General features: G+C 72.8%; 16 protein-coding genes. 13 read left to right on the plus strand and 3 right to left on the minus strand.

What is annotated here, in order from left to right:
* Positions 1–183 precede the first annotated feature (183 nt).
* The 3 genes from EST92_RS12140 (at position 184) to EST92_RS12150 (ending at position 4240) form a co-directional block, all read left to right on the plus strand.
* A complete protein-coding gene (locus tag EST92_RS12140; RefSeq protein WP_129280949.1) occupies positions 184–1539 on the plus strand; it encodes an LCP family protein in 1356 nt (451 codons plus the stop codon).
* A 99-nt stretch (positions 1540–1638) separates the two neighbouring features.
* Positions 1639–2454: a hypothetical protein gene (locus EST92_RS12145; protein ID WP_129280964.1), complete on the plus strand. Its 816-nt coding sequence runs from the start codon at positions 1639–1641 to the stop codon at positions 2452–2454.
* Positions 2455–3076: 622 nt separating this feature from the next.
* A complete protein-coding gene (locus EST92_RS12150) occupies positions 3077–4240 on the plus strand; it encodes a glycosyltransferase family 4 protein (protein WP_129280950.1) in 1164 nt (387 codons plus the stop codon).
* Between the two features lie 47 nt (positions 4241–4287).
* Here EST92_RS12150 and EST92_RS12155 read toward each other — a convergent pair whose 3' ends face one another.
* Together EST92_RS12155 and EST92_RS12160 are read right to left on the minus strand one after the other, a co-directional pair.
* Positions 4288–5916, minus strand: coding sequence for a PucR family transcriptional regulator ligand-binding domain-containing protein (locus EST92_RS12155; protein WP_129280951.1), 1629 nt, complete (start codon positions 5914–5916; stop codon positions 4288–4290).
* A 158-nt stretch (positions 5917–6074) separates the two neighbouring features.
* The gene (locus tag EST92_RS12160; protein ID WP_129280952.1) at positions 6075–7136 is read right to left on the minus strand and encodes a LacI family DNA-binding transcriptional regulator; all 1062 of its coding nucleotides are present in this window, start codon (positions 7134–7136) and stop codon (positions 6075–6077) included.
* Between the two features lie 251 nt (positions 7137–7387).
* Between EST92_RS12160 and EST92_RS12165 the strand changes: the two genes are divergently transcribed.
* Positions 7388–8566 (plus strand): beta-1,3-glucanase family protein, encoded by a 1179-nt coding sequence (locus EST92_RS12165; protein ID WP_129280953.1) that lies wholly within the window; start codon positions 7388–7390, stop codon positions 8564–8566.
* Between the two features lie 95 nt (positions 8567–8661).
* On the opposite strand, the gene EST92_RS12170 is transcribed toward EST92_RS12165, so the two are convergent.
* Positions 8662–10467, minus strand: coding sequence for a glycoside hydrolase family 15 protein (locus tag EST92_RS12170; RefSeq protein ID WP_275540875.1), 1806 nt, complete (start codon positions 10465–10467; stop codon positions 8662–8664).
* Positions 10468–10936: 469 nt separating this feature from the next.
* Between EST92_RS12170 and EST92_RS12175 the strand changes: the two genes are divergently transcribed.
* The 9 genes from EST92_RS12175 to EST92_RS12220 all read left to right on the plus strand — a co-directional run bounded on the left by EST92_RS12175 (position 10937) and on the right by EST92_RS12220 (position 22188).
* A complete protein-coding gene (locus EST92_RS12175; RefSeq protein WP_129280955.1) occupies positions 10937–12592 on the plus strand; it encodes a CTP synthase in 1656 nt (551 codons plus the stop codon).
* 97 nt (positions 12593–12689) lie between these two features.
* Positions 12690–13316 (plus strand): NUDIX hydrolase, encoded by a 627-nt coding sequence (locus tag EST92_RS12180; protein WP_129280956.1) that lies wholly within the window; start codon positions 12690–12692, stop codon positions 13314–13316.
* A gap of 175 nt (positions 13317–13491) precedes the next feature.
* A complete protein-coding gene (locus tag EST92_RS12185) occupies positions 13492–15624 on the plus strand; it encodes a tetratricopeptide repeat protein (protein WP_129280957.1) in 2133 nt (710 codons plus the stop codon).
* Between the two features lie 168 nt (positions 15625–15792).
* Positions 15793–16908 carry an alanine dehydrogenase gene (gene ald, locus EST92_RS12190; protein ID WP_129280965.1) on the plus strand — a complete coding sequence of 372 codons (1116 nt, stop codon included), beginning with the start codon at positions 15793–15795 and terminating at the stop codon, positions 16906–16908.
* Between the two features lie 384 nt (positions 16909–17292).
* Positions 17293–18414 (plus strand): ParA family protein, encoded by a 1122-nt coding sequence (locus EST92_RS12195; RefSeq protein ID WP_174243990.1) that lies wholly within the window; start codon positions 17293–17295, stop codon positions 18412–18414.
* A complete protein-coding gene (locus EST92_RS12200; RefSeq protein ID WP_129280958.1) occupies positions 18399–19061 on the plus strand; it encodes a hypothetical protein in 663 nt (220 codons plus the stop codon). Before EST92_RS12195 ends, EST92_RS12200 begins: the two co-directional genes overlap by 16 nt.
* 93 nt (positions 19062–19154) lie before the next feature.
* The gene (locus EST92_RS12205; RefSeq protein ID WP_129280959.1) at positions 19155–20291 is read left to right on the plus strand and encodes a segregation/condensation protein A; all 1137 of its coding nucleotides are present in this window, start codon (positions 19155–19157) and stop codon (positions 20289–20291) included.
* On the plus strand, positions 20288–21001 hold the full coding sequence (gene scpB, locus EST92_RS12215; protein WP_174243991.1) for an SMC-Scp complex subunit ScpB: 714 nt from the start codon (positions 20288–20290) through the stop codon (positions 20999–21001). Before EST92_RS12205 ends, scpB begins: the two co-directional genes overlap by 4 nt.
* A complete protein-coding gene (locus tag EST92_RS12220; protein ID WP_129280960.1) occupies positions 21001–22188 on the plus strand; it encodes a pseudouridine synthase in 1188 nt (395 codons plus the stop codon). The genes scpB and EST92_RS12220 overlap by 1 nt, the downstream gene beginning before the upstream one ends.
* The last annotated feature ends 549 nt before the right edge of the window (positions 22189–22737 follow it).

Consider the following 22737-nt stretch of genomic DNA (forward strand, 5'->3'; position numbering starts at 1 on the left):
CCGGGCGTCAGCAGCCGCCTGCCCGTCTGGCCTGTCAGGGGCCCGGTTCCCGGGCGAAGACCGCGCCCGCCTCATCACCCCACCCCGCACGAAATCCGCTTTCTCTCCCCTAAACACCCTTCCTGTGGTGCAGATTTGCGGCCCATTTGGTGAAGGGCCGGTGAGTGTGCAGACTGTCCGCCCATGAGCGACTGGCTGGAGTGGTCCGACGACACCCGCCGTTACGGCGGCGAAGCCGAGGCGGCGCATGCCGTCACGGGGCAGATATGGCAGCCCGCCCCGTACACGCCGCAGCCGGTCGCCGCCAGACCGTTTCCCGGCCATCCGGGCGGCGAGGATCCGTATGCCGCGGCCCCTCTGGCCTCGACCGGCGCTCCTGTGGCCGACCCGGCGTTCCCGTACGGCGGGGACGGCTCGTACGGCGGGTCGGGCCCGTACGGCGGAGACGGCGCGTACGGCGGGCCGGGCTCACACGGCAGCCCCGGCGGACCCGGTGGCCCCGGCGGACCCGTGCGCCGAAGCACCCGGCCCGCGGCCACCCGCCCCACCCGGCGCCGCCGGATCCTGCGGCTCTCCGGCGTCCTGATCGCTGTGACCTTGCTCACGTCCGTCGGTACCTACACATGGGCCGACACCAAGCTCGAACGCGACGTCGACCTCGGCAAGCTCGCCGCCCGGCCGTCGCTCGGCAAGGGCGCCAACTACCTGATCGTGGGCTCCGACAGCCGCCAGGGCCTCTCCGGAAAGCAGCTGAAGGACCTGCACACCGGCGGCTCGGCGGACGCGGGCCGCCGTACCGACTCGATGATCCTGCTGCACACCGGCGCCCACGGCACCACGATGATGAGCCTGCCGCGTGACTCCTGGGTGACCATCCCGCCGTACATCCGCCCCGAAACCGGCAAGCACTACGCCGCGTCGAAGGACAAGCTCAACGCGGCGTTCTCGCGCGGCGGTCCCGAGCTGCTCGTCCGGACCATCGAGCACAACACGGGCCTGCACATCGGGCATTACACGGAGATCGGCTTCGCGGGCTTCGTCGGCATCGTGGACGCGGTCGGCGGGGTGCCGATGTGCCTGGACAAGGCCGTCAAGGACAAGAAGTCCGGCGAAAACCTCACCAAGGGCTGCCATACGCTCGACGGCCGCGCCGCGCTCGCGTTCGTCCGCCAGCGCCACCAGGAGGCCCAGGGTGACCTCGGCCGCGGCCAGAACCAGCAGAAATTCCTGGCCGCGCTCTCCCACAAGACGGCCACCCCCGGCATCCTGCTCAACCCGGCCAAGGTCTACCCCACGATGAACGCGGGCCTCGACACGCTCATCGTCGACAAGAACATGAGCCTGTGGAACCTCACCTCGCTCTTCGAAGCGATGAAGAGCGTCTCGTCCGGCAAGGGCACCCGCCTCCATGTCCCCGTCTCCAGCCTCGGTTTCCAGACCCCCAAGGGCAGCGCCGTGAAGTGGGACGCGCGGCGGGCGAAGAAGCTCTTCACCGAACTGCACAACGATCAGCCGGTGACGGTCGGGGTGAAGGGCTAAACGTGCGGTGGCGTGCTGTGAAAGGTGCTGTGACGTGCTGCTGTATCGGCACGCCGTACACGCGTGACGCCCCCTGGGGTGACGGGAGTTGAGCCCGGCATGGTGCCGGGCGAGGGGAGAGATGCGGTGACGGCGGCAGGCGGCGGGGCGCTGGGGCGGATCACGTTGTTCCTCGCGGCGGCGGGGGCGACCCGGGCTGCCTACACGGCGCTGCGGAAGCGGCCGCCGGGCGGCGCCGTCCGGTGGGAGCGCACGAACCATGCGGGCCGGACGGTGCAGTTGCATGCCGGACTCGCGACGGCCACCGGTACCGCGCTCGCCGCCGTCGGTGCCCCGGGTCTGTCCGCCCGGACCCGGGCCGCCACCGCGCTGGCGGTGCTGGCCGCCGGGGGCTGCGGGGTCCACGACGACATGTGCGGGGCCGGTGACCCCCGCCGCGGATTCCGGGCACACCTCTCGGCGCTCCGGGACGGCGAGGTCACCAGCGGCGCCGTGAAGCTGTTCGGGATCGGCGCCGCCGGGCTCGCGGCGGGCGCGCTGCTGAAGCCATGCCCGGCCGACAAACTGCTGGCGGGCGTGGTGATCGCGGGCTCGGCCCATCTGGTCAACCTCCTCGACGTCCGGCCGGGCCGCGCGGCCGGCGCGGTCCTGGCCCTCGGGGCGCCCGGGCTGCTGCGCCGTGGACCGGCGGGCCCGCTGTCCGCCGCGCCGTTGGGGGCGGTGGCGGCCGTCGCCGCCGACGACCTTGGAGAGCGCACGATGCTGGGGGACGCCGGCGCCCATGCCCTGGGTGCCGCGCTCGGCCTCGCCGTCGTCACGGGCAACGGCCGTCGTGGACTGGCCGCGCACGCCGTGGGGCTGATCGCCGCCGCGGCCGCGGGGAACCGCATCAGCCGCGCGGCCGCGGCGCTCTGAGGCCCGCCCGGGACGGCCGGGGTGGCCGGCCGGGGCGGGAGGCCGCCCTTCCGGGGGACGGGTGCGTACGGGATCGCCGTCCGTACGAGGCATCGGTACGGGCATCCGTACGGGGCATCCGTACGGTGTGTGTGGCGCATGTCCGGAATAGCCGCGATGTCGTGGATGTGGAAGCGCGATGCCAGGGCATAGCGGTGTGCTCCGCGGCCCGTCTCCCGTACGCCCGGATCAGGACAACCTCCGGACGCGCCCCGGCCAACGGCGCACGCGCCCCTCGGGATGGTGGCAGGCGCACTCCGGAGAGTGGGCACGGCCTACGGACCGTTAACACGCGCGGGCGGTTTGTCGCCCATGTGGGTGATCTGGTGGGCGCTGGGGTGAGACTTCCCACCGGAACGGCGGGCCGACGGTGCCGAATTGACGTCGCCGGGCTGGCATCCTGGGCGCGTGCGCAACCCCGGGCGGACTTGCTGCGTCCGGCCCGTCCTCCGGGCGGGCGGACGGGCCGGCGATCGGTCGCGGGTCGCGCGCCGCAGCACCCGACACCACCCACAGCACCCACCGCCATCGGACCCGGCCCGCCGGTACGGTCCCTCCGCCCCGACCCAGGAGCCCCGTTCACGTGATCAGCACCCCGACCTCGGCGCACGGGCTGTCGCCGCTGCGCACGGTCCAGGTGCTGGGGCACGGCAGCGCCGGCAGCGCCGCGCATGTCCGCTCGCTGGCCGAAGGGCTGGTCGCGCGCGGGGTGCGGGTGACCGTTTGTGCCACGCCGGAGGCCGAGCAGGCCTACGACTTCGCGGGTGCCGGCGCCCGCTTCGTGCACGTCCCGCCGCGGATGGACCCGGCGAGCGTGGCTCTGCTGCGCAGCGCCTGCTGGGACGCCGATCTCGTCCATGCGCACGGCCTGCGGGCCGGGATGCGGGCCTCCATGGCGTTGCGCGGGCTGCGCGGCCCCCGGGGCGGCGGGCGGGTCCCCCTGGTCATCACCTGGCACACCAAGGCACACACCGAGGGCGCGCGGGCCGGGCTGGTGCATCTGATGGAGCGGCGGGTGGCGCGGGCCGCCGCCGTCGTCCTCGGCGCCTGCTCCGATCTGGTGGACCGGGCCCGCGAGCGGGGTGCGCGCGATGCCCGGCTGGCGCCGGTCGCCATTCCGGCGCCCCGGTCCGGTGGTGCCCCGGCCGAGCCCGAGGACCAGGACCGGATGCGCCACAAGGAGCGGGCCGAGCTGGGCGCGGTGGACCGCCCGTTGCTGCTCGCGGTCGGCCGTCTCAACCCGAGTCAGGGCCATGACCTGCTGCTGGACGCGGCACACGCCTGGTGCTCGCTCGATCCGCAGCCGCTGGTCGTCATCGCGGGGGAGGGCGAGCAGCGGGCCGCGCTGCAGCGCAGGATCGACACCGAGCGGCTGCCCGTCCAGCTGCTCGGCCGCCGCGACGACGTCCCCGAACTCCTCGCCGCGGCGGATCTGGTGGTGCTGCCCAGCAGATGGGAGGCGCGCTCGCTGATCGCCCAGGAGGCGCTGCGCGCCGGGGTGCCGCTGGTCGCCACCGACACCGGCGGTACCCGCGAACTGGTCGGCCGGGCCGCGGAACTGGTCCCCTACGGGGATGCCGCCGCCCTGGCCCGTACCGTTCTCGGGCTGCTCGCCGACCCCGCACGGCGGGCGGCGCTCGCCGAGGCGGGCCGGGCCCAGGCGGCCGGCTGGCCCAGCGAGAACGACACCGTCGCCCAGGTCCTCAGCGTCTACGACGAGTTGGCCCAGCCGGTTCAGCCGGTGTAGCCGGGCCGGTCGCTCCGGGCCCGGGGCCCGGCCCCGATGGCCGCCCGTCACCCCTTGCCCGTGTGCCGTCTGGCGCGCAGGGCCAGCCGCAGGCCCAGCACCGTCTGCGGATCGTCCAGGTCCGTCCCCAGCAGCTGGGCGATGCGGGCCAGCCGGTCGTACAGCGTCTGCCGGTTCACCTTCAGATCGCGCGCGGTCTCGGCCTTGCGGCCCGCGCTGGCCAGATAGGCCTCCAGCGTCGGCAGCAGCGGCTGGCGGGCGCCCCGGTCGTGCGCGAGCAGCGGCCCGATGGCGCGCTCCACGAAGTCGGTGAGGACGCCCTGCTCGCCGTGTTCGCGCATCCGCCACAGCAGCAGCTCGATGTCCAGCCGGCGCGCGTCGTACCAGGGCGCCGCCGGCAGGCCCTGGGCCGCGGCTGCCGCCTGGGCCGCGTGCCGCAGCCCGGGGCCCGCGGCCGCCCAGTCGCCCGGTGTGCCGACGACGATCACCGGGCGGTGCGCGGCCGGCCGGTCCAGGCCGGCGCGGACGACCCCGGCGTGCAGCGCCTCGGCGATCCGGTCGGCGAGCGCCGCACGGTCCTGGCCCGCGCGCAGCGCGACGAGCACCGGGACCCGGTTCTCCACGGGGCGTACGCCGAGGAGCACCGGCACTCCGGGCGCGGCGAGTTCCTCGCGCAGGGCCTGGGCGAGCAGCGCCCAGCTACCGGGGGAGGGGAGACCGGCCGGCAGCCGCATCACCACCGGGAGGACCGGGTCCGTACCGGGGCGGAAGCCCAGCAGACGGGCCTGGGCGGGTGCCTCGGCCGCGGTGATCCGGCCCTCCGCCAGATCGGCGAGGAAGTCGCCGCGGCCCCGGGCGGCGAGCACCTCCTCCTGACGGGACTGGAGCATGACGACGGCGAGGAGATCGGCGGCGCGCTCGGCGGCGATGCGGTGCACCGGAGCCAGCGGGGTGTTGACGGGCAGCAGGACGAGACGGGCCCGGACCGCGTCGGGGCCGTGGCCGCCGCCGGGGACGTCGATGCGTACGCCGGTGTCGCGCAGCCCCTCCCAGGCCAGCAGCGGATCGGCGTCCGCGGGGCCGTCGTCGCCCTCCGGCCCGGCCGCGTACAGCGGGCTGCCGTCGGGGGCCTCCAGACAGAGCGGGTTGCCGGTGAAGCCGGCCAGCAGCCGCAGCACCTCCGGTGCGCCGCCGCCGCGCAGCAGCACGTCGGTGCAGCGCCGCAGGACCTCGTCGGCGCGCCGCAGCATCGCATAGTGGCTGTTGATGATCTCGGTGTGGATCGCCTCGGTGACCGTGACGTACGGGACCTCACGGTGCAGCTGGATCAGCGGCAGTCCGCAGTCCCGTGCGGCGTCGACCAGGGCGGCGGGCAGCGAGGCGAAGCGGGAACCCAGCTCCACGACGAGGGCGGCGATCTCGCGGTCCGCGAGCTTGCGGATGAAGGCGCGCTGCTCGGAGGGCCGGGCACCCAGCCCCAGGCCGGTGGTCAGCAGCAGCTCGCCGCCCTTGAGCAGCGAGGCGATGTGCGGGACCTCGCCCGCATGCACCCAGCGCACCGCACGGTCCAGCCGGTCCCCGCCGGCCAGCACCTCCGGCAGGCCGCGGCGCAGCGCGGGCAGCTCCAGCGCCCTGCGCACCGTGATCTCGGTCTCCATCTTCGCTTCCGGCCCCATGGCCAGGAACGGTACCCGCAGTCCGCTATCCGGAGGGGCTTGGTCCGGATCGGCGCGGGGGTGTGGTGGCGGGTCGCGGTGCCCCGGCCCGGCCGATGGCGGCGCCGTGGCCGGGGCCGCCGCCCCGCCACGGCCGCCCGGCCCCCGCCGAGAGCCCCTCACGTCGACTCCCGCACCACCAGCCGTGCCTCGGTGATGATCGGCGCCGGCGCCGCCGGGCCCGGCCCCTCCGCCGGGTCCGCCTTCTGCCGGTCCAGCAGCCGCAGCAGCAGTTGGGCCATCAGCCGCCCCATCTCCTCCACGTCCTGCCGCACCGTCGTCAGCGGCGGATCCGCCCAGGCCGCCGGCTCCAGATCGTCGAAGCCCACCACCGCCACCTCGTCCGGCACCCGCCGCCCGTGCGCCCGCAGCGTGCGCAGCGCCCCGTTCGCCATCAGATCGGAGCAGGCGAAGACGGCGTCCAGATCCGGGGCGGCCCGAAGGAGCTCGGCCATCGCCCGCTCGCCGCCGTGCGCGGTGAACCCCCCGTCCGCGATCAGCCGTGGATCCGGCTCCGCCGGGCCCAGCGCGTCGCGGTAGCCGTCGAGACGGTCCACCGCCGAGGTCTGGTCCAGGGGTCCGGTGATCACCGCGATCCGGCGCCGGCCACGGCCGAGGAGATGGCGTACGGCCTGGCGGGCGCCGCCCCGGTTGTCGGTGTCGACGTACAGCGGCGGCGGTGTGTGGCCGGCGCCCGCCCAGTCGGGCCGGCCGCCGTAGACGGTGGGCAGTCCGGCGCGCTCGGCGAGGGCGGGCAGCGGGTCGTCGCGGTGCAGGGAGAACATCAGCGCCCCGTCGACGTGGCCGGCCGACAGCCAGCGGCCGATGCGGTCGTAGTCGGCGCGGCCCTCGACGAACATCAGCAGAAGCTGGGTGTCGGCACGGGCCAACGCCCGGCTGATGCCGCGGAGTTGGCGGCCGAAGAACGGATCGCTGAAGACCCGGCTCTCCGGCTCGGCGATGATCACGGCGACCGCTCCGGTGCGGCGGGTGACCAGCGAGCGGGCCGCGCTGTTCGGTACGTAGCCCAGCTCGACCACCGCCCGGTGCACCCGCTCCTGGACCGCGGGCCGTACACCGGCGCCGCCGTTGATCACGCGGGACGCCGTGGCGCGGGAGACCCCGGCGAGCGCCGCGACCGCCTCCAGCGTCGGTCGGGGGCCGTTCGGCTGAGACCTCATCCAACTCCTTTTATCACGCGGTGACTTGACGAGTGGCCGTCGGGTCGGCAGGGTTCACTGCGCGGGAGGTGGGAGCGCTCTCACCCGGGCTCTCACGCGGGGCTCTCACGCTGCACCATGCCCGGCCGCCGAGTGGCGGGCACCGGCCACGGAACTCCCCCCTGCGCTCCCGTCCCACGGAACTCCTCACCACCCCCACTGCACCGAGGAGAGAATGTCATGAGCATGCATGTCCGCCCAGGAGTGGTCTCATGATCACCCGTCGCCGTCTGCTCGGTGGGCTCACCGCCGGCGCCGCCACCACCCTCGGCCTCACCCAGGCCGGCCGCGCCCACGGCGCCCCCGCCGGCACCGATGCATCCAGCCGGTCCGCCGCAAGCATCCCCCTGCACCTCGTCAACCGCTCCGGCGCCTTCGCCAACTCCTCGGTGTGGGTCTACCTCGTCGGCAACGACGGCACCCGGCAGGTGCATGTGACCCCGGACGGTGAACTCCGGCCCGTCGCCCTGGCCGACAATGGGCCGGACGGTTTCACCGACTACGCCATCCCGCTCGCCGCGAGCGGCACCACGACCCTCCGGCTCCCCCCGATGTCCGGCCGGATCTACACCGCACTGGGCAGCAAGCTGAAGTTCAAGGCGGTCCAGGACGGCAACGGCAAGGCCGCGCTGGCCTACCCGGCGGGCTGGGTCTCCGGCGACCCCAACTACGGCGTCGTGCACGACTGCGCCGAGTTCACCTTCCACGCCGGCGGGATGTACTGCAACACCACCATGGTCGACATGTTCAGCGTCCCGCTCGCCCTCACGCTCACCGGCGCACGGCAGCAGACCACCGGCACGCTCAAGGACGGCGGCCGTGCCGCGGTCTTCTCCGCGGTCCGACAGGCCGAGGGCTTCGAACGGCTGGTGATCGACGACAAGCGCGTCATCGCCCCCGGACACGGCCTGGACAGCGGCCTGTTCGCCGGCGACCACCTCGCCCCGGCCATCGACGAGGCCTGGTCCGCCTACGAGAACAAGGACCTGACCGTCACCACCGACGCGGGCACCTTCACCGGCCGGACCCGCGGCGGCACCCTCACCTTCACCGGCCCCCGCACGGTCTCCTTCGGCAAGCCGTCCACCCGCGACGTCCTGTTCTGTGACGGCACCCTGGCCGCCCCCAACGACGGGGTCCTCGGCCCGGTCGCCGCCGTCCTGGGCGCCGCCCTCAACCGCTCCACCCTCGCCGGACACGCGAGCCAGCCCACCACCGACCCGGCCACCTTCTACCGGCAGCGGCTGACCAACCACTACGCCAAGGCCATGCACGCCGCGACCCGCGACGGCAAGGCCTACGGCTTCGCCTTCGACGACGTCGCCGGCTTCGCCTCCTACATGGAGGACCCCGCCCCGACGGAGATCACCCTCACCCTGACCCCCTTCTGACAGGGAGAAGGGGGCCACCCGGAAACAGAGGTGGTGCCACCCGGAAACCGGACGGCACCCAAGGCCGCCGGGAGGCTGGAGCCCCGAAGGGGGCTCTAGCCTCCGTACGCCCCACTCGCCGTCAGCCGCAGCGCCGTGTCGATCAGCGGGACATGGCTGAACGCCTGCGGGAAGTTGCCCACCTGCCGCTTGGCCTTGGGGTCCCACTCCTCCGCGAGCAGGCCCAGGTCGTTGCGGAGCGAGAGCAGCTTCTCGAAGAGCTTGCGGGCCTCGTCCACCCGGCCGATCATCGCGAGGTCGTCGGCGAGCCAGAACGAGCACGCGAGGAAGGCACCTTCCTCACCTTCCAGACCGTCCACCCCGAGGTCGTCCGCACCGGACGTCGGGTAGCGCAGCACGAAGCCGTCCTCGGTGGACAGCTCCCGCTGGATCGCCTCGATCGTGCCGATGACGCGCTTGTCGTCCGGCGGCAGAAAGCCCATCTGCGGGATCAGCAGCAGCGAGGCGTCCAGCTCCTGCGAGCCGTAGGACTGGGTGAAGGTGTTGCGTTCCTTGTCGTAGCCCTTCTCACAGACGTCCCGGTGGATGGTCTCGCGCAGGTCCTTCCAGCGCTCCAGCGGTCCGTCGACGTCCCCGGACTCGATCAGCTTGACCGTACGGTCGACCGCGACCCAGGTCATGACCTTGGAGTGCACGAAGTGCCGGCGCGGGCCGCGGACCTCCCAGATCCCCTCGTCCGGTTCGTCCCAGTGCTTCTCCACCCACTGGATCAGCTTGAGCTGGAGCAGCGAGGCGTAGTCGTTGCGGGCCAGGCCCGTCATGTGTGCCAGGTGCAGCGCCTCGGTGACCTCGCCGTAGACATCGAGCTGGAGCTGTCCGGCGGCGCCGTTGCCGACCCGCACCGGACGGGAATTCTCGTATCCCGGAAGCCAGCTGAGCTCGTTCTCGCCCAACTCCCGCTCACCGGCGATGCCGTACATGATCTGGAGGTTGTCCGGGTCGCCGGCCACCGCCCGCAGCAGCCACTCCCGCCAGGCCCGCGCCTCTTCGCGGTAGCCGGTGCGCAGCAGGGAGGACAGGGTGATCGCCGCGTCCCGCAGCCAGGTGAAGCGGTAGTCCCAGTTGCGCACGCCGCCCACGCACTCCGGCAGCGAGGTCGTCGGCGCCGCCACGATCCCGCCGGTCGGCGCGTACGTCAGCGCCTTCAGCGTGATCAGCGAACGCACCACCGCATCCCGGTAAGGACCGTGATACGTACAGTGCTCGACCCACTCGCGCCAGAACTCCTCGGTGGCCTCCAGCGAGCCCTCCGGGTCCGCCACGGCCGGCGGCTGCTTGTGGGAGGGCTCCCAGCTGATCGTGAACGCGATCCGCTCACCGGGCGCGACGGTGAAGTCGGAGAACGTGGTCAGGTCCTTGCCGTAGGTCTCCGCCGCGGTGTCCAGCCACACCGAATCGGGGCCCGCGACCGCGACGGTACGGCTGTCCACCTTGTGCACCCAGGGCACGACCCAGCCGTAGGAGAAGCGCATCCGCAGTTCGGAGCGCATCGGGACGCGGCCGCTGACCCCCTCCACGATGCGGATCAGCTGCGGAGCGCCATCGCGCGGCGGCATGAAGTCGATCACCCGGACCGTGCCGCGCGGGGTGTCCCACTCCGATTCCAGGACCAGCGAATCGCCCCGGTAGCGCCGGCGGTCGGCGGGCGCCGGCCGACCGCCGGGCCCGTTGACCGGGCCCATCCGCCAGAAACCGTGCTCCTCCGTACCCAGCAGCCCGGCAAAGACCGCCGGCGAGTCGAAGCGGGGCAGGCACAGCCAGTCCACCGTGCCGTCCCGGCACACTAGAGCGGCGGTTTGCATATCGCCGATAAGTGCGTAGTCCTCGATGCGCCCGGCCACGTGCGTCTCCCGTCGAACTGGAGTCACGCCCCCCATGGGACGTTGTGATTGTCCGTCCTGCCCATGAAACGTCGCCGAGCAGCGGGACCGGAAATCGGGCTGGGGGCACCGCCCAGCGGTAGCTGGGGGAGGGTGCTGCCTTCCCGGACGGCTCGTCGCGAGTGTCCGAGCAGGATACGACGCACCCCGGTGCTCCGCGCGACCCTCGCGACGAGAGAAGTGGTCCGAACGGGTGGCCTCCGTCACGTGCCGCAGGCAGCACGGCCGCCCGCGCCGGGTTTCCGCCTCCGGCCGGGCACGACCATGCCCGGTCGCTGATAGCCTGGTACCCCGTGGACCGGTGGGACGCCCAGGACGTCACGGCAGTGGTGAAGGCACCCCCGAACCGCAGCGAGGGCACCCCTGAAACCCCAGGCAGGCGCCGCCTCGCACCTCTCCACCTCGCGACCACGGGAGCCCCCTCTTGGCCATGCCGCCCAAATCCTCGACGACCAAGCACCTCTTCGTCACCGGGGGCGTCGCCTCCTCGCTGGGCAAGGGGCTCACCGCCTCCAGCCTGGGTGCTCTCCTGAAGGCGCGCGGCCTGCGGGTCACGATGCAGAAGCTCGACCCGTACCTGAACGTCGACCCGGGAACGATGAACCCGTTCCAGCACGGTGAGGTCTTCGTCACCAATGACGGCGCCGAGACCGACCTGGACATCGGCCACTACGAGCGGTTCCTCGACGTCGACCTCGACGGCTCCGCGAACGTCACCACCGGCCAGGTCTACAACACCGTGATCGCCAAGGAGCGGCGCGGCGAGTACCTCGGTGACACCGTGCAGGTCATCCCGCACATCACCAACGAAATCAAGCACCGCATCCGGCGGATGGCGACCGAGGACGTCGACGTCGTCATCACCGAGGTCGGCGGCACCGTCGGCGACATCGAGTCGCTGCCGTTCCTGGAGACCGTCCGCCAGGTCCGCCACGAGGTCGGCCGGGACAACGTCTTCGTCGTGCACATCTCGCTGCTCCCCTACATCGGTCCGTCCGGTGAGCTGAAGACCAAGCCGACCCAGCACTCGGTCGCGGCGCTGCGCAACATCGGTATCCAGCCCGACGCGATCGTGCTGCGCGCCGACCGCGAGGTCCCCACCGTGATCAAGCGCAAGATCTCGCTGATGTGCGACGTCGACGAGGCCGCGGTCGTGGCCGCGATCGACGCCCCGTCGATCTACGACATCCCCAAGGTGCTGCACACCGAGGGCCTGGACGCCTATGTCGTACGGAAGCTGGACCTCCCGTTCCGCGATGTGAACTGGACCCAGTGGGAGGACCTGCTCGACCGCGTCCACAACCCCGACCACGAGGTCAGGGTCGCGCTGGTCGGCAAGTACATCGACCTGCCGGACGCCTACCTCTCGGTCACCGAGGCGCTGCGGGCCGGCGGCTTCGCGAACAAGGCCCGGGTGAAGGTGAAGTGGGTCACCTCCGACGACTGCAAGACGCCGGCCGGCGCCGCCGAGCAGCTCGCGGACTGTGACGCGGTCTGCATCCCCGGCGGCTTCGGCGACCGCGGTGTGGACGGCAAGGTCGGCGCGATCACCTACGCCCGGGAGAACAAGCTCCCGCTGCTCGGCCTGTGCCTCGGCCTGCAGTGCGTGGTCATCGAGGCGGCCCGTAACCTCGCCGGCATCGAGGGCGCGAACTCCACCGAGTTCGACCCGGCCGCGGCCGACCCGGTCATCTCCACGATGGCCGAGCAGATGGACATCGTCGCAGGTGAGGGCGATATGGGCGGCACGATGCGGCTGGGCATGTACCCGGCCAAGCTCGCCGAGGGCTCGATCGTCCGCGAGGTCTACGACGACCAGCCCTACGTCGAGGAGCGCCACCGCCACCGCTACGAGGTCAACAACGCCTACCGCGGTGAGCTGGAGAAGAAGGCCGGGCTGCAGTTCTCCGGCACCTCCCCGGACAACAAGCTCGTCGAGTACGTCGAGTACCCGCGCGAGGTGCACCCCTACCTCGTCGCCACCCAGGCGCACCCCGAGCTGCGCTCCCGCCCGACCCGCCCGCACCCGCTCTTCGCCGGGCTGGTGAAGGCCGCGGTCGCGCGCAAGACGGGTGCCGTGAAGTAGTCGCGCGGCGACGGATACGGTTGCCGGGGTACGGCCTCGTTCTTCGAGGCCGTACCCCGGTTTCTGCGTGATAGAGGCACCTACAGGAGGACGCGCCATGGCGATCAAGGACACCCCCGAGGAGTGGACGGTCACCGCGACGACGACGCCGTTCACCGGAAACAAGACCAGCGTGCGCACCGACCAGGTCGTCATGCCGGACGGGTCCACCGTCTCGCGCGACTACCAGGTCCACCCCGGCTCCGTGGCCGTCGTCGCGCTCGACGACGCGGGCCGGGTGCTGGTGCTGCGCCAGTACCGCCACCCCGTACGCCAGAAGCTCTGGGAGATCCCCGCCGGGCTGCTCGACGTCCCCGGGGAGAACCCGCTGCACGCCGCGCAGCGCGAGCTGTACGAGGAGGCGCACGTCAAGGCCGCGGACTGGCGGGTGCTGACCGACGTCTACACCACGCCCGGCGGCTGCGACGAGGCCGTGCGGATCTTCCTCGCCCGCGAGCTGTCCGAGGCGGAGGGGGAGCGGTTCGAGGTCTCCGAGGAGGAGGCCCACATGGAGCTGGCGCGGGTCCCGCAGGAGGAGCTGGTGCGCGGGGCGCTCGCCGGTGAGCTGCACAACAACTGCCTCGTCGTCGGCGTGCTCGCGCTCACCGCGGCCCGGAGCGGCCCCGGCCTGGACGCGCTCCGGCCGGCCGACGCGCCGTGGCCGGCCCGCCCCTTCGAGGCCTGAGCCGCCGGGCCGCCGGCGCCGCACCACAGGTCTGTCGGATGATCCGCCGATCCGATCGGGTGACTCGACCGCCCTGCTCCGCACCGGACGTGACGGGCCGTGAACTACGCTCGACAGCGTGCCGTCCGCGCCCCAGCGGCGGACTCGTACGCGCAGGTGGACGGGAGCGTGACCGGTGACGGACCAGGCGGTGGGCGGGGGGCCCCTCCTGCCGGAGGCGGGGGAGGCGCCCGCCGCGACGGCATCCGGCAGGCCGGCCCCGCGGTCCCGCCCGGACGGTGCCGCCCACCACCCGGCCGTCCCCGCGCCCGCCCCTGTGCACTTCGCCGGGCGCCGCCGTGAGCTCAAGGAGCTGCACGCCGACATCGCCCGCGCCGGCCTGGACACCCTCTCCGGCCGCAAGGGCGCCCGCAGCCGGGTGCTGCTGATCGCCGGCCGCCCCGGCTCCGGCCGTACGGCACTGGCCGAGGAACTGCTGCGCGAGCTGGCCGGCGAGCACCCCGACGGGGTGCTGCGGGCCACGCTGACCGGACCGGGCGGCGAACCGGCCGACACCGGCCGTACCGCACGTGAGCTGCTGGCCGCCCTGGGTGCCGGTGCCCCGCCGGGAGCCGCCGAGGACGAACTGACCGAGCAGCTGCGCGGGGCGCTCGCCGGCCGCCGTGCCCTGCTCTTCCTGGACGACGCCCCCGGTGCGGAGCAGGTCGAACCGCTGCTCCCGGACGCCCCGGGCTGCCTGGTCGTGGTGGTCTCCCAGGGGCCGCTGACCGGGATCCCGGACGTCCGGCCGTGCACCCTGGGCGGGTTGGACAGCGCGGCCGGCGTCGAGATCCTCACCCGCTACGCCGGACCGACCCGGATCACCGTCGACCCCCGGACCGCCGACAGCGTCGCGGAGGAGTGCGGCGGCCAGCCCGCCGCACTGGTGCTGGCCGGTGCCTGGCTCGCCGCCCGCCCGATGTCCTCGGTCGCCGATCTGTGCCGGGCGCTGCACGCCGTCCCGCTGCCCGAGGACCTGCCCACCGGCGCCCGCCCGCTGTTCCGCGCCTTCCGGCTCGCCCATGACGCGCTGCCGGCGCCCGCCGCCCGGATACTGCGGCTGCTCACGCTGGCGCCGGCCGGCCTCGTGGACGCCCACATCGCCTCCGCGCTGGCCGGCTGCTCGGTGGCCGCGGCCGCCACGACCCTGGACGACTTCGCCGCGCTCGGCCTGCTGCGGCCGCTCGCCGCACCGGACGACGGGGTGGCGGGCGCCGGTACGCCCGACGCCGCCGCGCACCCCCGGTACCGCTTGCCCGGCTGCCTCGATCCGCTGGTGCGCGCACTGCTCCGGGAGCACGAGCGCCCGGCGGAGCTCGAACTGGCCCGCGCCCGGATGCTGGAGCGGACCGTACGGCTGCTGCAGTCCTGCCGTGCGATGGGCGAGCCGGCCGACTCGCCCGCCCGGCAGAAGGTCGCCGGGCTGCCGCGCTCGCTGCGCTTCACCTCGAAGGGCACGGCCGCGCACTGGCTGCGCAGCCGTCGGGCGGCGCTCCTCGACGCCGCCGCCCTCGCCGTCGCGGACGGTGAACTCGACACCCTGGACCGGCGGTTGATGGCCGCGCTGACCCGCACGCTGCTCGTCCACCAGGGCCCCGAGGCCGCCGCGCCGGACCTCTATGCGCTGCACGGGCTCGTCCTCCAGGTCGCCGAACGGCGGGGGCTGGCCCGCGAGCGGGCCGCCGCGCTGCTCAACCTCGCCGACCTGGACGGCCGGGCGGGCCGCAGCGCGCAAGCGCTCACCCGTTACCGGAGCGCGCTGGAGGCGGCCCGCTCGGTGCCGGACCCGGTGGCCACCGGCCGGGCGCTGGAGTCCCTGGGCGGTACGTACACCGAGCTGGGCGACTGGCAGCGGGCCGCCGACTGGTACGGCCGGGCGCTGGAGCTGCGGCTGGCCCGTGGCGAGGGCGCCGACGCGGCGCGGCTCTACGGCCGGATCGGCAGCGCACACACCTACGCGGGCCGATGGGGCGAGGCGCTCACCTCCTGGCGGGCGGCAGCCAGGACGTACCGCCGGCTCGGTGAGGTGTCCGGGCAGGCGCGGGCGACCGGTGAGATGGCCCGGGTGCAGGAGTACGCGGGACGGCCCGAGGAGGCTCTGCGGACCTGCCTCGAAGCCCTCGACGTCGCCCGTAAGGCGGGCGACGGACGGCTGGAGGCGGCCCTGCACCTACGGATTGCGGACACCCTCGACCGGCTCGGCGATCCCGCGGCGGCACGGCTCCATCGTTCCGTGGGAGAGCGACTCCTCGACGATTACCCCGAGTGACCTACGAAATCGGTAGTGCTACTCCGAAAGATTATTGCTTTGCAAGGCTAGACAAGAAGAGCTCCTTCAATAGACTGGCGGGGCCGCGTTCGGCGCGGTCAGTTCCGTCATGCAGCGCATGAGGGGATAATTCCTCCTGCACCCTCTCTTTCAAGGACCGTGATCGACGTGAAGGTCGGCATCCCCCGCGAGGTCAAGAACAACGAGTTCCGCGTGGCCATCACGCCCGCCGGAGTCAACGAACTCGTCCGCCACGGCCACCAGGTCGTCATCGAGAAGGACGCCGGTCTCGGGTCGTCCATCACGAACGAGGAGTACGTCGCCGCCGGCGCCAGCATCCTCGACACCGCCGATGAGGTCTGGGGCGCCGCCGACCTGCTGCTGAAGGTCAAGGAGCCGATTGCGGAGGAGTACCACCGGCTCCGTAAGGACCAGACGCTCTTCACCTACCTGCACCTGGCCGCCTCCAAGGAGTGCACGGACGCGCTGCTGGAGTCCGGCACCACCGCCATCGCCTACGAGACCGTCGAGACGGCCGGCCGCCAGCTGCCGCTGCTGGCCCCGATGTCCGAGGTCGCGGGCCGTATCGCCCCGCAGGTCGGTGCCTACCACCTGATGCGCCAGGCCGGCGGCCGCGGCGTGCTGCCCGGCGGCGTCCCCGGCGTCGCCGCGGGCAAGGCCGTCATCATCGGTGGTGGCGTCTCCGGTTGGAACGCGCTGCAGATCGCCGTGGGCCTCGGCTTCCACGTCACCCTGCTCGACAAGGACATCAACAAGCTCCGCGAGGCCGACAAGATCTTCGGCACCAAGGTGCAGACGATCGTCTCCAACGCCTACGAGCTGGAGAAGGCCGTCGTCGACGCCGACCTCGTCGTCGGTGCCGTCCTGATCCCCGGCGCCAAGGCCCCCAAGCTGGTCACCAACGAGCTCGTCGCGAAGATGAAGCCCGGAAGTGTTCTTGTCGACATCGCGATCGACCAGGGCGGCTGCTTCGAGGACTCCCGTCCCACCACGCACGCCGAGCCGACCTTCCCGGTCCACAACTCGGTCTTCTACTGCGTCGCCAACATGCCCGGCGCGGTGCCGAACACCTCCACCCACGCGCTCACCAACGCCACGCTGCCCTACATCGTGGAGCTGGCGAACCGCGGCTGGGTCGAGGCGCTGCGCCGTGACCCGGCGCTGGCCAAGGGCCTGAACGCGCACGACGGCAAGGTGGTTTACCAGCCCGTCGCCGAGGCCCACGGCCTGGAGCACATCGAGCTGCGCACGCTCCTCGGCTGAGGCGTCAACGACACGCGTCAACGCCGAGCATCCGGCCGGGTCCTGTCCACAGGGCCCGGCCGGTCGCATGTCCGAGCAGCGGAATCATGTGTTCCGGAACACGCACTCTCAACTCGCCGCGAACGTAACCCTTTAACCGATTCGCGCACCCCCAAAACATCGGTGCGATACCGCCTGCGCCCTTGACATCGGGGGGTCCGGTTACCGACACATCGTGCCGGGTCCGGTGGATTGTGTTGCTGCGGACGCCCGACACGCCATAGAGTCGCCAACCGTCGGCATGGTGCCACGCTGACCTATCGATAAAGTTTCCTGGTCACATCCAAGGAGGTAAGACGACTTGTGAATGAGTCGACATTTTCTCCCGGAGGTGGTCAACCAGGAGTGGTTGCACGGGGCCAGGGTCCCTCGGGGCGCGAGGCTGTCGGCTCCGTTGCGGGCCACACCCACGCAGCCCACCAGAGCATTTCCACGACAGCCCACCAGAGCATGGACGGCCATCACGTGAACGCCATGGCCGGCGACCGGGGCAGTGGAGAACCCGCCCGTCTCGCCGACTACGACGACCTGCCCCAGGGGCACTTCTACGATCCGGACGCGGAGTACGAGCCGGACCCCGAATACGCCGCGACGCTCGCGCCGGACGCCGCGCGACAGCGCCGCGAACGCGTCGGCCCGACCGGACGCCCGCTTCCCTATTTCCCCATTCCCGGACCGCTGTCGGACCACGGACCGGCCAAAATCATCGCGATGTGCAACCAGAAGGGCGGGGTCGGCAAGACCACCTCGACCATCAACCTGGGTGCCGCACTCGCCGAATACGGACGACGGGTGCTGCTCGTCGACTTCGACCCGCAGGGTGCCCTGTCGGTCGGACTCGGCGTCAACCCGATGGAGCTCGACCTGACGGTCTACAACCTGCTCATGGAGCGGGGGATGTCCGCCGACGAGGTGCTCCTGAAGACCGCGGTCCCCAACATGGACCTGCTGCCCAGCAATATCGATTTGTCAGCGGCAGAGGTGCAGTTGGTCAGCGAGGTCGCGCGTGAGTCGACCCTGCAGCGTGCGCTGAAGCCGCTGCTGGCCGACTACGACTACATCGTCATCGACTGCCAGCCCTCCCTCGGCCTGCTCACCGTCAACGCGCTGACGGCGGCTCACAAGGTCATCGTGCCGCTGGAGTGCGAGTTCTTCGCGCTGCGCGGTGTCGCGCTGCTCACCGAGACGATCGAGAAGGTCCAGGAGCGGCTCAACCCCGAGCTGGAGCTGGACGGCATCCTGGCGACGATGTACGACTCGCGCACCGTGCACAGCCGCGAGGTCCTGGCCCGCGTCGTCGAGGCGTTCGACGATCACGTCTACCACACCGTCATCGGTCGTACGGTCCGCTTCCCCGAGACCACCGTCGCGGGCGAGCCGATCACCACCTACGCCTCCAACTCCGTCGGCGCCGCCGCCTATCGCCAGCTCGCCAGGGAGGTGCTCGCCCGGTGTCACGCCGAGTGAGTCTGCCGGGAGCCGACGAACTGTTCCGTACCACCGGGGGAGGGGGGCTGCAGCCCTCCAGCCCCCGCCGGCAGGCGAACGGCTCGACGGCGCCCGGCGAGGCGCCCCGGGTGCCCGCACCGGCCGGCGAACCCGATCCGGCGGCGGACGGGCAGGAGGCGGCCACCGCGGTCCGCACCCGTCGGCCCGGAACCGGGGCTGACACCCCGGCAGCCACCGCCGGCGACGGCGGACCGGCCACCCCGCCGCGGGTGCCCGCCGTCGGCTCCCCGGCCGAGCACACCGGCCGTGAGGCGGACGGCGAGGCGGCCAAGTCCCACCGGAGTCAGGCGGGCCAGGGCGGCCAGGCCGGTTCCGACGCGGCCGGCGCGGCCGCGCAGCAGGCCGGCGGCCAGGGCCGGCGGCGTGGTGGCCGCGGTGCCAACCGGCGCCCCAGCGGCCGGGAACGGCACGACGAGAAGATCACCGTCTATGTCTCCGCCGAGGAGCTCATGGACCTCGAACATGCCCGGCTGGTGCTGCGCGGTGAGCACGGCCTCGCCGTCGACCGCGGCCGGATCGTCCGCGAGGCGGTCGCCGTCGTCCTGGCCGACCTGGAGTCGCGCGGCGACGCCAGCATCTTGGTGCGGCGGCTGCGCGGGCGTTAGGGCGGAGACGGGATAGCCTGCCTCCTCGGCGGGGTGTCCCGCCCGTGACCAGCCCGTCGCCCCCGGCACGGGACCACAGCAGCATGGACCGCGATGCCGACGACCCACGACGATGCCCCCCGGCCCCGCGCCCGCAGACCTCTCGGGCGCGGGGCGGCCGAGGCAGCCGCGGAGTCGGATGCGCCCCAGCCGCCCGAGACGCCGGAGCAGCCCCCGGCAGGGGACCCGGCGGTCTGGTCCGGGGCCCACGACGCGGCGGACGGGCCTCAGGCACTCGATCCGGCCACCGGGCCCGAGGCCGTAGACGTGCCGCAGCCGGCGGCGGCCGTTCCAGGGGAGGAGTCCCCCCAGACCGATGCCGCCGCAGCCGCGCCCCCGGAGGGCGACGGCGGCGACGAAGGCACCTTCACCCTCCGGCTGGACAACTTCGAGGGCCCCTTCGACCTCCTGCTCCAGCTGATCTCCAAGCACAAACTGGACGTCACCGAGGTCGCCCTGTCGAAGGTCACCGACGACTTCATGGCGCACATCCGCGCCATGGGACCGGACTGGGACCTGGACCAGACCACCGAGTTCCTGGTCGTCGCGGCGACCCTGCTCGATCTGAAGGCGGCCCGGCTGCTGCCCGCGGCCGAAGTGGAGGACGAGGCGGACCTCGCGCTCCTGGAGGCCCGTGACCTGCTCTTCGCCCGGCTTCTGCAGTACCGCGCCTACAAGCGGATCGCGGACATCTTCAGCGACCGGCTGGCGGACGAGAGCCGGCGGTATCCCCGTACGGTCGGGCTGGAGCCGCACCTCGCCGAGCTGCTGCCCGAGGTCGTCATCAGCATCGGCGCGGAGGGCTTCGCCAGGCTCGCGGTGAAGGCGATGCAGCCCAAGGCCAGACCGCAGGTCTACGTCGACCACATCCACGCGCCGCTGGTGAGCGTGCGCGAGCAGGCCGAGGTGGTGATGGCGTGGCTGCGCGAGGCGGGCGAGGCCGGCTTCGCGAAGCTGGTCGCCGACGCCCCGGACACCCTCACCGTCGTGGCGCGCTTCCTGGCCCTGCTGGAGCTCTACCGGGAGCGGGTGGTGGCCCTGGAGCAGGAGGAGGCACTGGGCGAGCTGACGGTCCGCTGGACGGGCCCCGAGGGGGCCGCGCCCCAGGTCACGGATGAGTTCGACCGGGAGCCGGGGGAGCCGGCCGCCGGGGAGGAGCCCGCGGAGCAGGCGGAGGAGGAGCAGGCATGAGCGGTGTGGCCGGTGGTGAGGCGTACGACATCACGGAGGCCGGGGCGGGCACGCGGTCCGGGGCCGGCGGCGCCGGGGAGCGGACCGGGGCGCCGGCCGGGGCGCTGGGCGTCGAGGGGCTGGAGCTGAAGCCCGCGCTGGAGGCCGTCCTCATGGTCGTCGACGAGCCCGCGACCGAGGAGCACCTGGCCAGGGTGCTGCAGCGGCCCCGCCGCGCGGTCGCGCTGGCGCTGCGCGAGCTGTCCGACGACTACACCCGCCAGGGCCGCGGATTCGATCTGCGGCTGGTGGCCGGCGGCTGGCGCTTCTACTCCCGCGCCGCGTACGCGGACGCGGTGGAGAGCTTCGTCCTGGACGGCCAGCAGGCCCGGCTCACCCAGGCCGCATTGGAGACTCTGGCCGTGGTCGCGTACCGTCAGCCGGTCAGCCGTTCCCGCGTCTCGGCCGTACGCGGCGTGAACTGTGACGGTGTGATGCGCACGCTCCTCCAGCGCGGCCTGGTGGAGGAGGCGGGGACGGAACCTGAAACAGGTGCGATCCTGTACAGGACGACGAATTACTTTCTGGAGCGGATGGGCCTGCGCGGCCTGGACGAGCTCCCTGAGCTGGCACCGTTCCTCCCGGAGGCGGACGCGGTCGAGGGCGACTCCCCGGAAGGTATCCCGTCGTTCGACGTAGACGACAGCGGCGACTCTCAGACGGATCATTGATGCGAAGCAGCGGCAGGAACAGCAGGGACAGCGGGCGCGGCAACTCCCGCGGCGCGGGTGGGGGCACCTCCCAGCCGAGGGCTGGGGGAAAGAGGGACGACAAGCAGCAGCGCGCGGGCCGCCCCCGTCCCGAGGAGCGCCGCTACGACGTGGGCGGATCCGGCGGCACCGGTGGCCCCGGCGGCGGCTCCTCGGGCCGCAAGGACGAGCGCGCGGGCGGCGGCGCCAAGAGCGGAGGCGCCAAGAGCGGCGGCAGCCGGGGCGCGGCGGCCCGCGGCGGCGCCAAGGGCGGCCCCCGTACCGGCGCCGCGTCCAAGGGGGCACGGCCGGGCGCCAAGGGTGGTCCGCAGCGCGGCCGGGGCCAGGCGCCCGCGCGGCCCCGTGAGTACGACGCCCAGGTGGAGGAGCGCAACCGCGCCCGCCACAACAAGCCGCAGGTCAAGACCCCCAAGACCTTCGGTGACCAGGAGGGCGAGCGGCTGCAGAAGGTGCTGGCCAGGGCCGGTATGGGCTCGCGCCGGGCGTGCGAGGAGCTGATCGACCAGGCGCGGGTCGAGGTCAACGGCCGGATCGTCATGGAGCAGGGGGTCCGGGTCGACCCGGAGAAGGACGAGATCAAGGTCGACGGCCTGACGGTCGCCACCCAGTCGTACCTCTTCTTCGCGCTGAACAAGCCGGCCGGCGTCGTCTCCACCATGGAGGACCCCGACGGGCGCCAGTGCCTCGGCGACTACGTCACCAACCGCGAGACCCGGCTCTTCCACGTCGGCCGCCTCGACACCGAGACCGAGGGCATCATCCTGCTCACCAACCACGGCGAGCTGGCCCACCGCCTGACGCACCCGCGCTACGGCGTCAAGAAGACCTACCTGGCCGCGATCCAGGGCCCGCTCCCGCGCGACCTGGGCAAGCAGCTCAAGGACGGCATCCAGCTGGAGGACGGGTACGCCCGCGCCGACCACTTCCGGGTCGTGGAGAACACCGGCAAGAACTACCTCGTCGAGGTGAGCCTCCACGAGGGCCGCAAGCACATCGTGCGCCGCATGCTGGCCGAGGCCGGCTTCCCGGTCGACAAGCTGGTACGGACGGCCTTCGGCCCGATCGCACTGGGCGACCAGAAGTCGGGCTGGCTGCGCCGGATGACGAACACGGAGGTCGGCATGCTGATGCGGGAGGTTGAGCTTTAGCTCTTCTTCCCACGTTGTCGGCTTTCCCGCCCCTCCGCTGCGCTTTGCTTGGCTTCCCACGTTGTCGGCTTTCCCGCCGTGGGTGTTGTTCGCCGTTGGTCGCCCGCTTCGCGGTGCGCTCTTCGCTGCGCTTTGCGGCGCGTCGTACGTTGTCGGCTGTCCCGCCGTGGTGGTTTGTCGCCGTGGCGCCTGCGGCGGGCCGGGTGGGTGTTGGGTGCGGTGACGGACCTCCGGGGCCTGTTGTGTGGACTGCTTCGCTTTACGTCCACACAACAGGCCCCTCCGGCCCGTCCCCTCCCGTGAGTGGAGTACGTGACGCTGAGTGGGGGCGGGCCACCGATGGCCGTTTCGGTACGACCCCAAGGCGCGCCGGGCGCGCTCGACCAGGCACGTCCACCCCCACCGGCCTTCTTCCCACCCCCAACGGGAGGGGACGGGCCGGAGCGGGTGGGTGTCCGGACGTAAAGCGAAGCAGTCCGGACACCCACCCGCGGAGGCCCGTCACCGCACCCCACAGCCCCGCGCAGCGGCACCGCCCGCCGCAGGCGC

The organism is Streptomyces sp. TM32 (assembly GCF_004122755.1).
Taxonomy (GTDB): domain Bacteria; phylum Actinomycetota; class Actinomycetes; order Streptomycetales; family Streptomycetaceae; genus Streptomyces; species Streptomyces sioyaensis.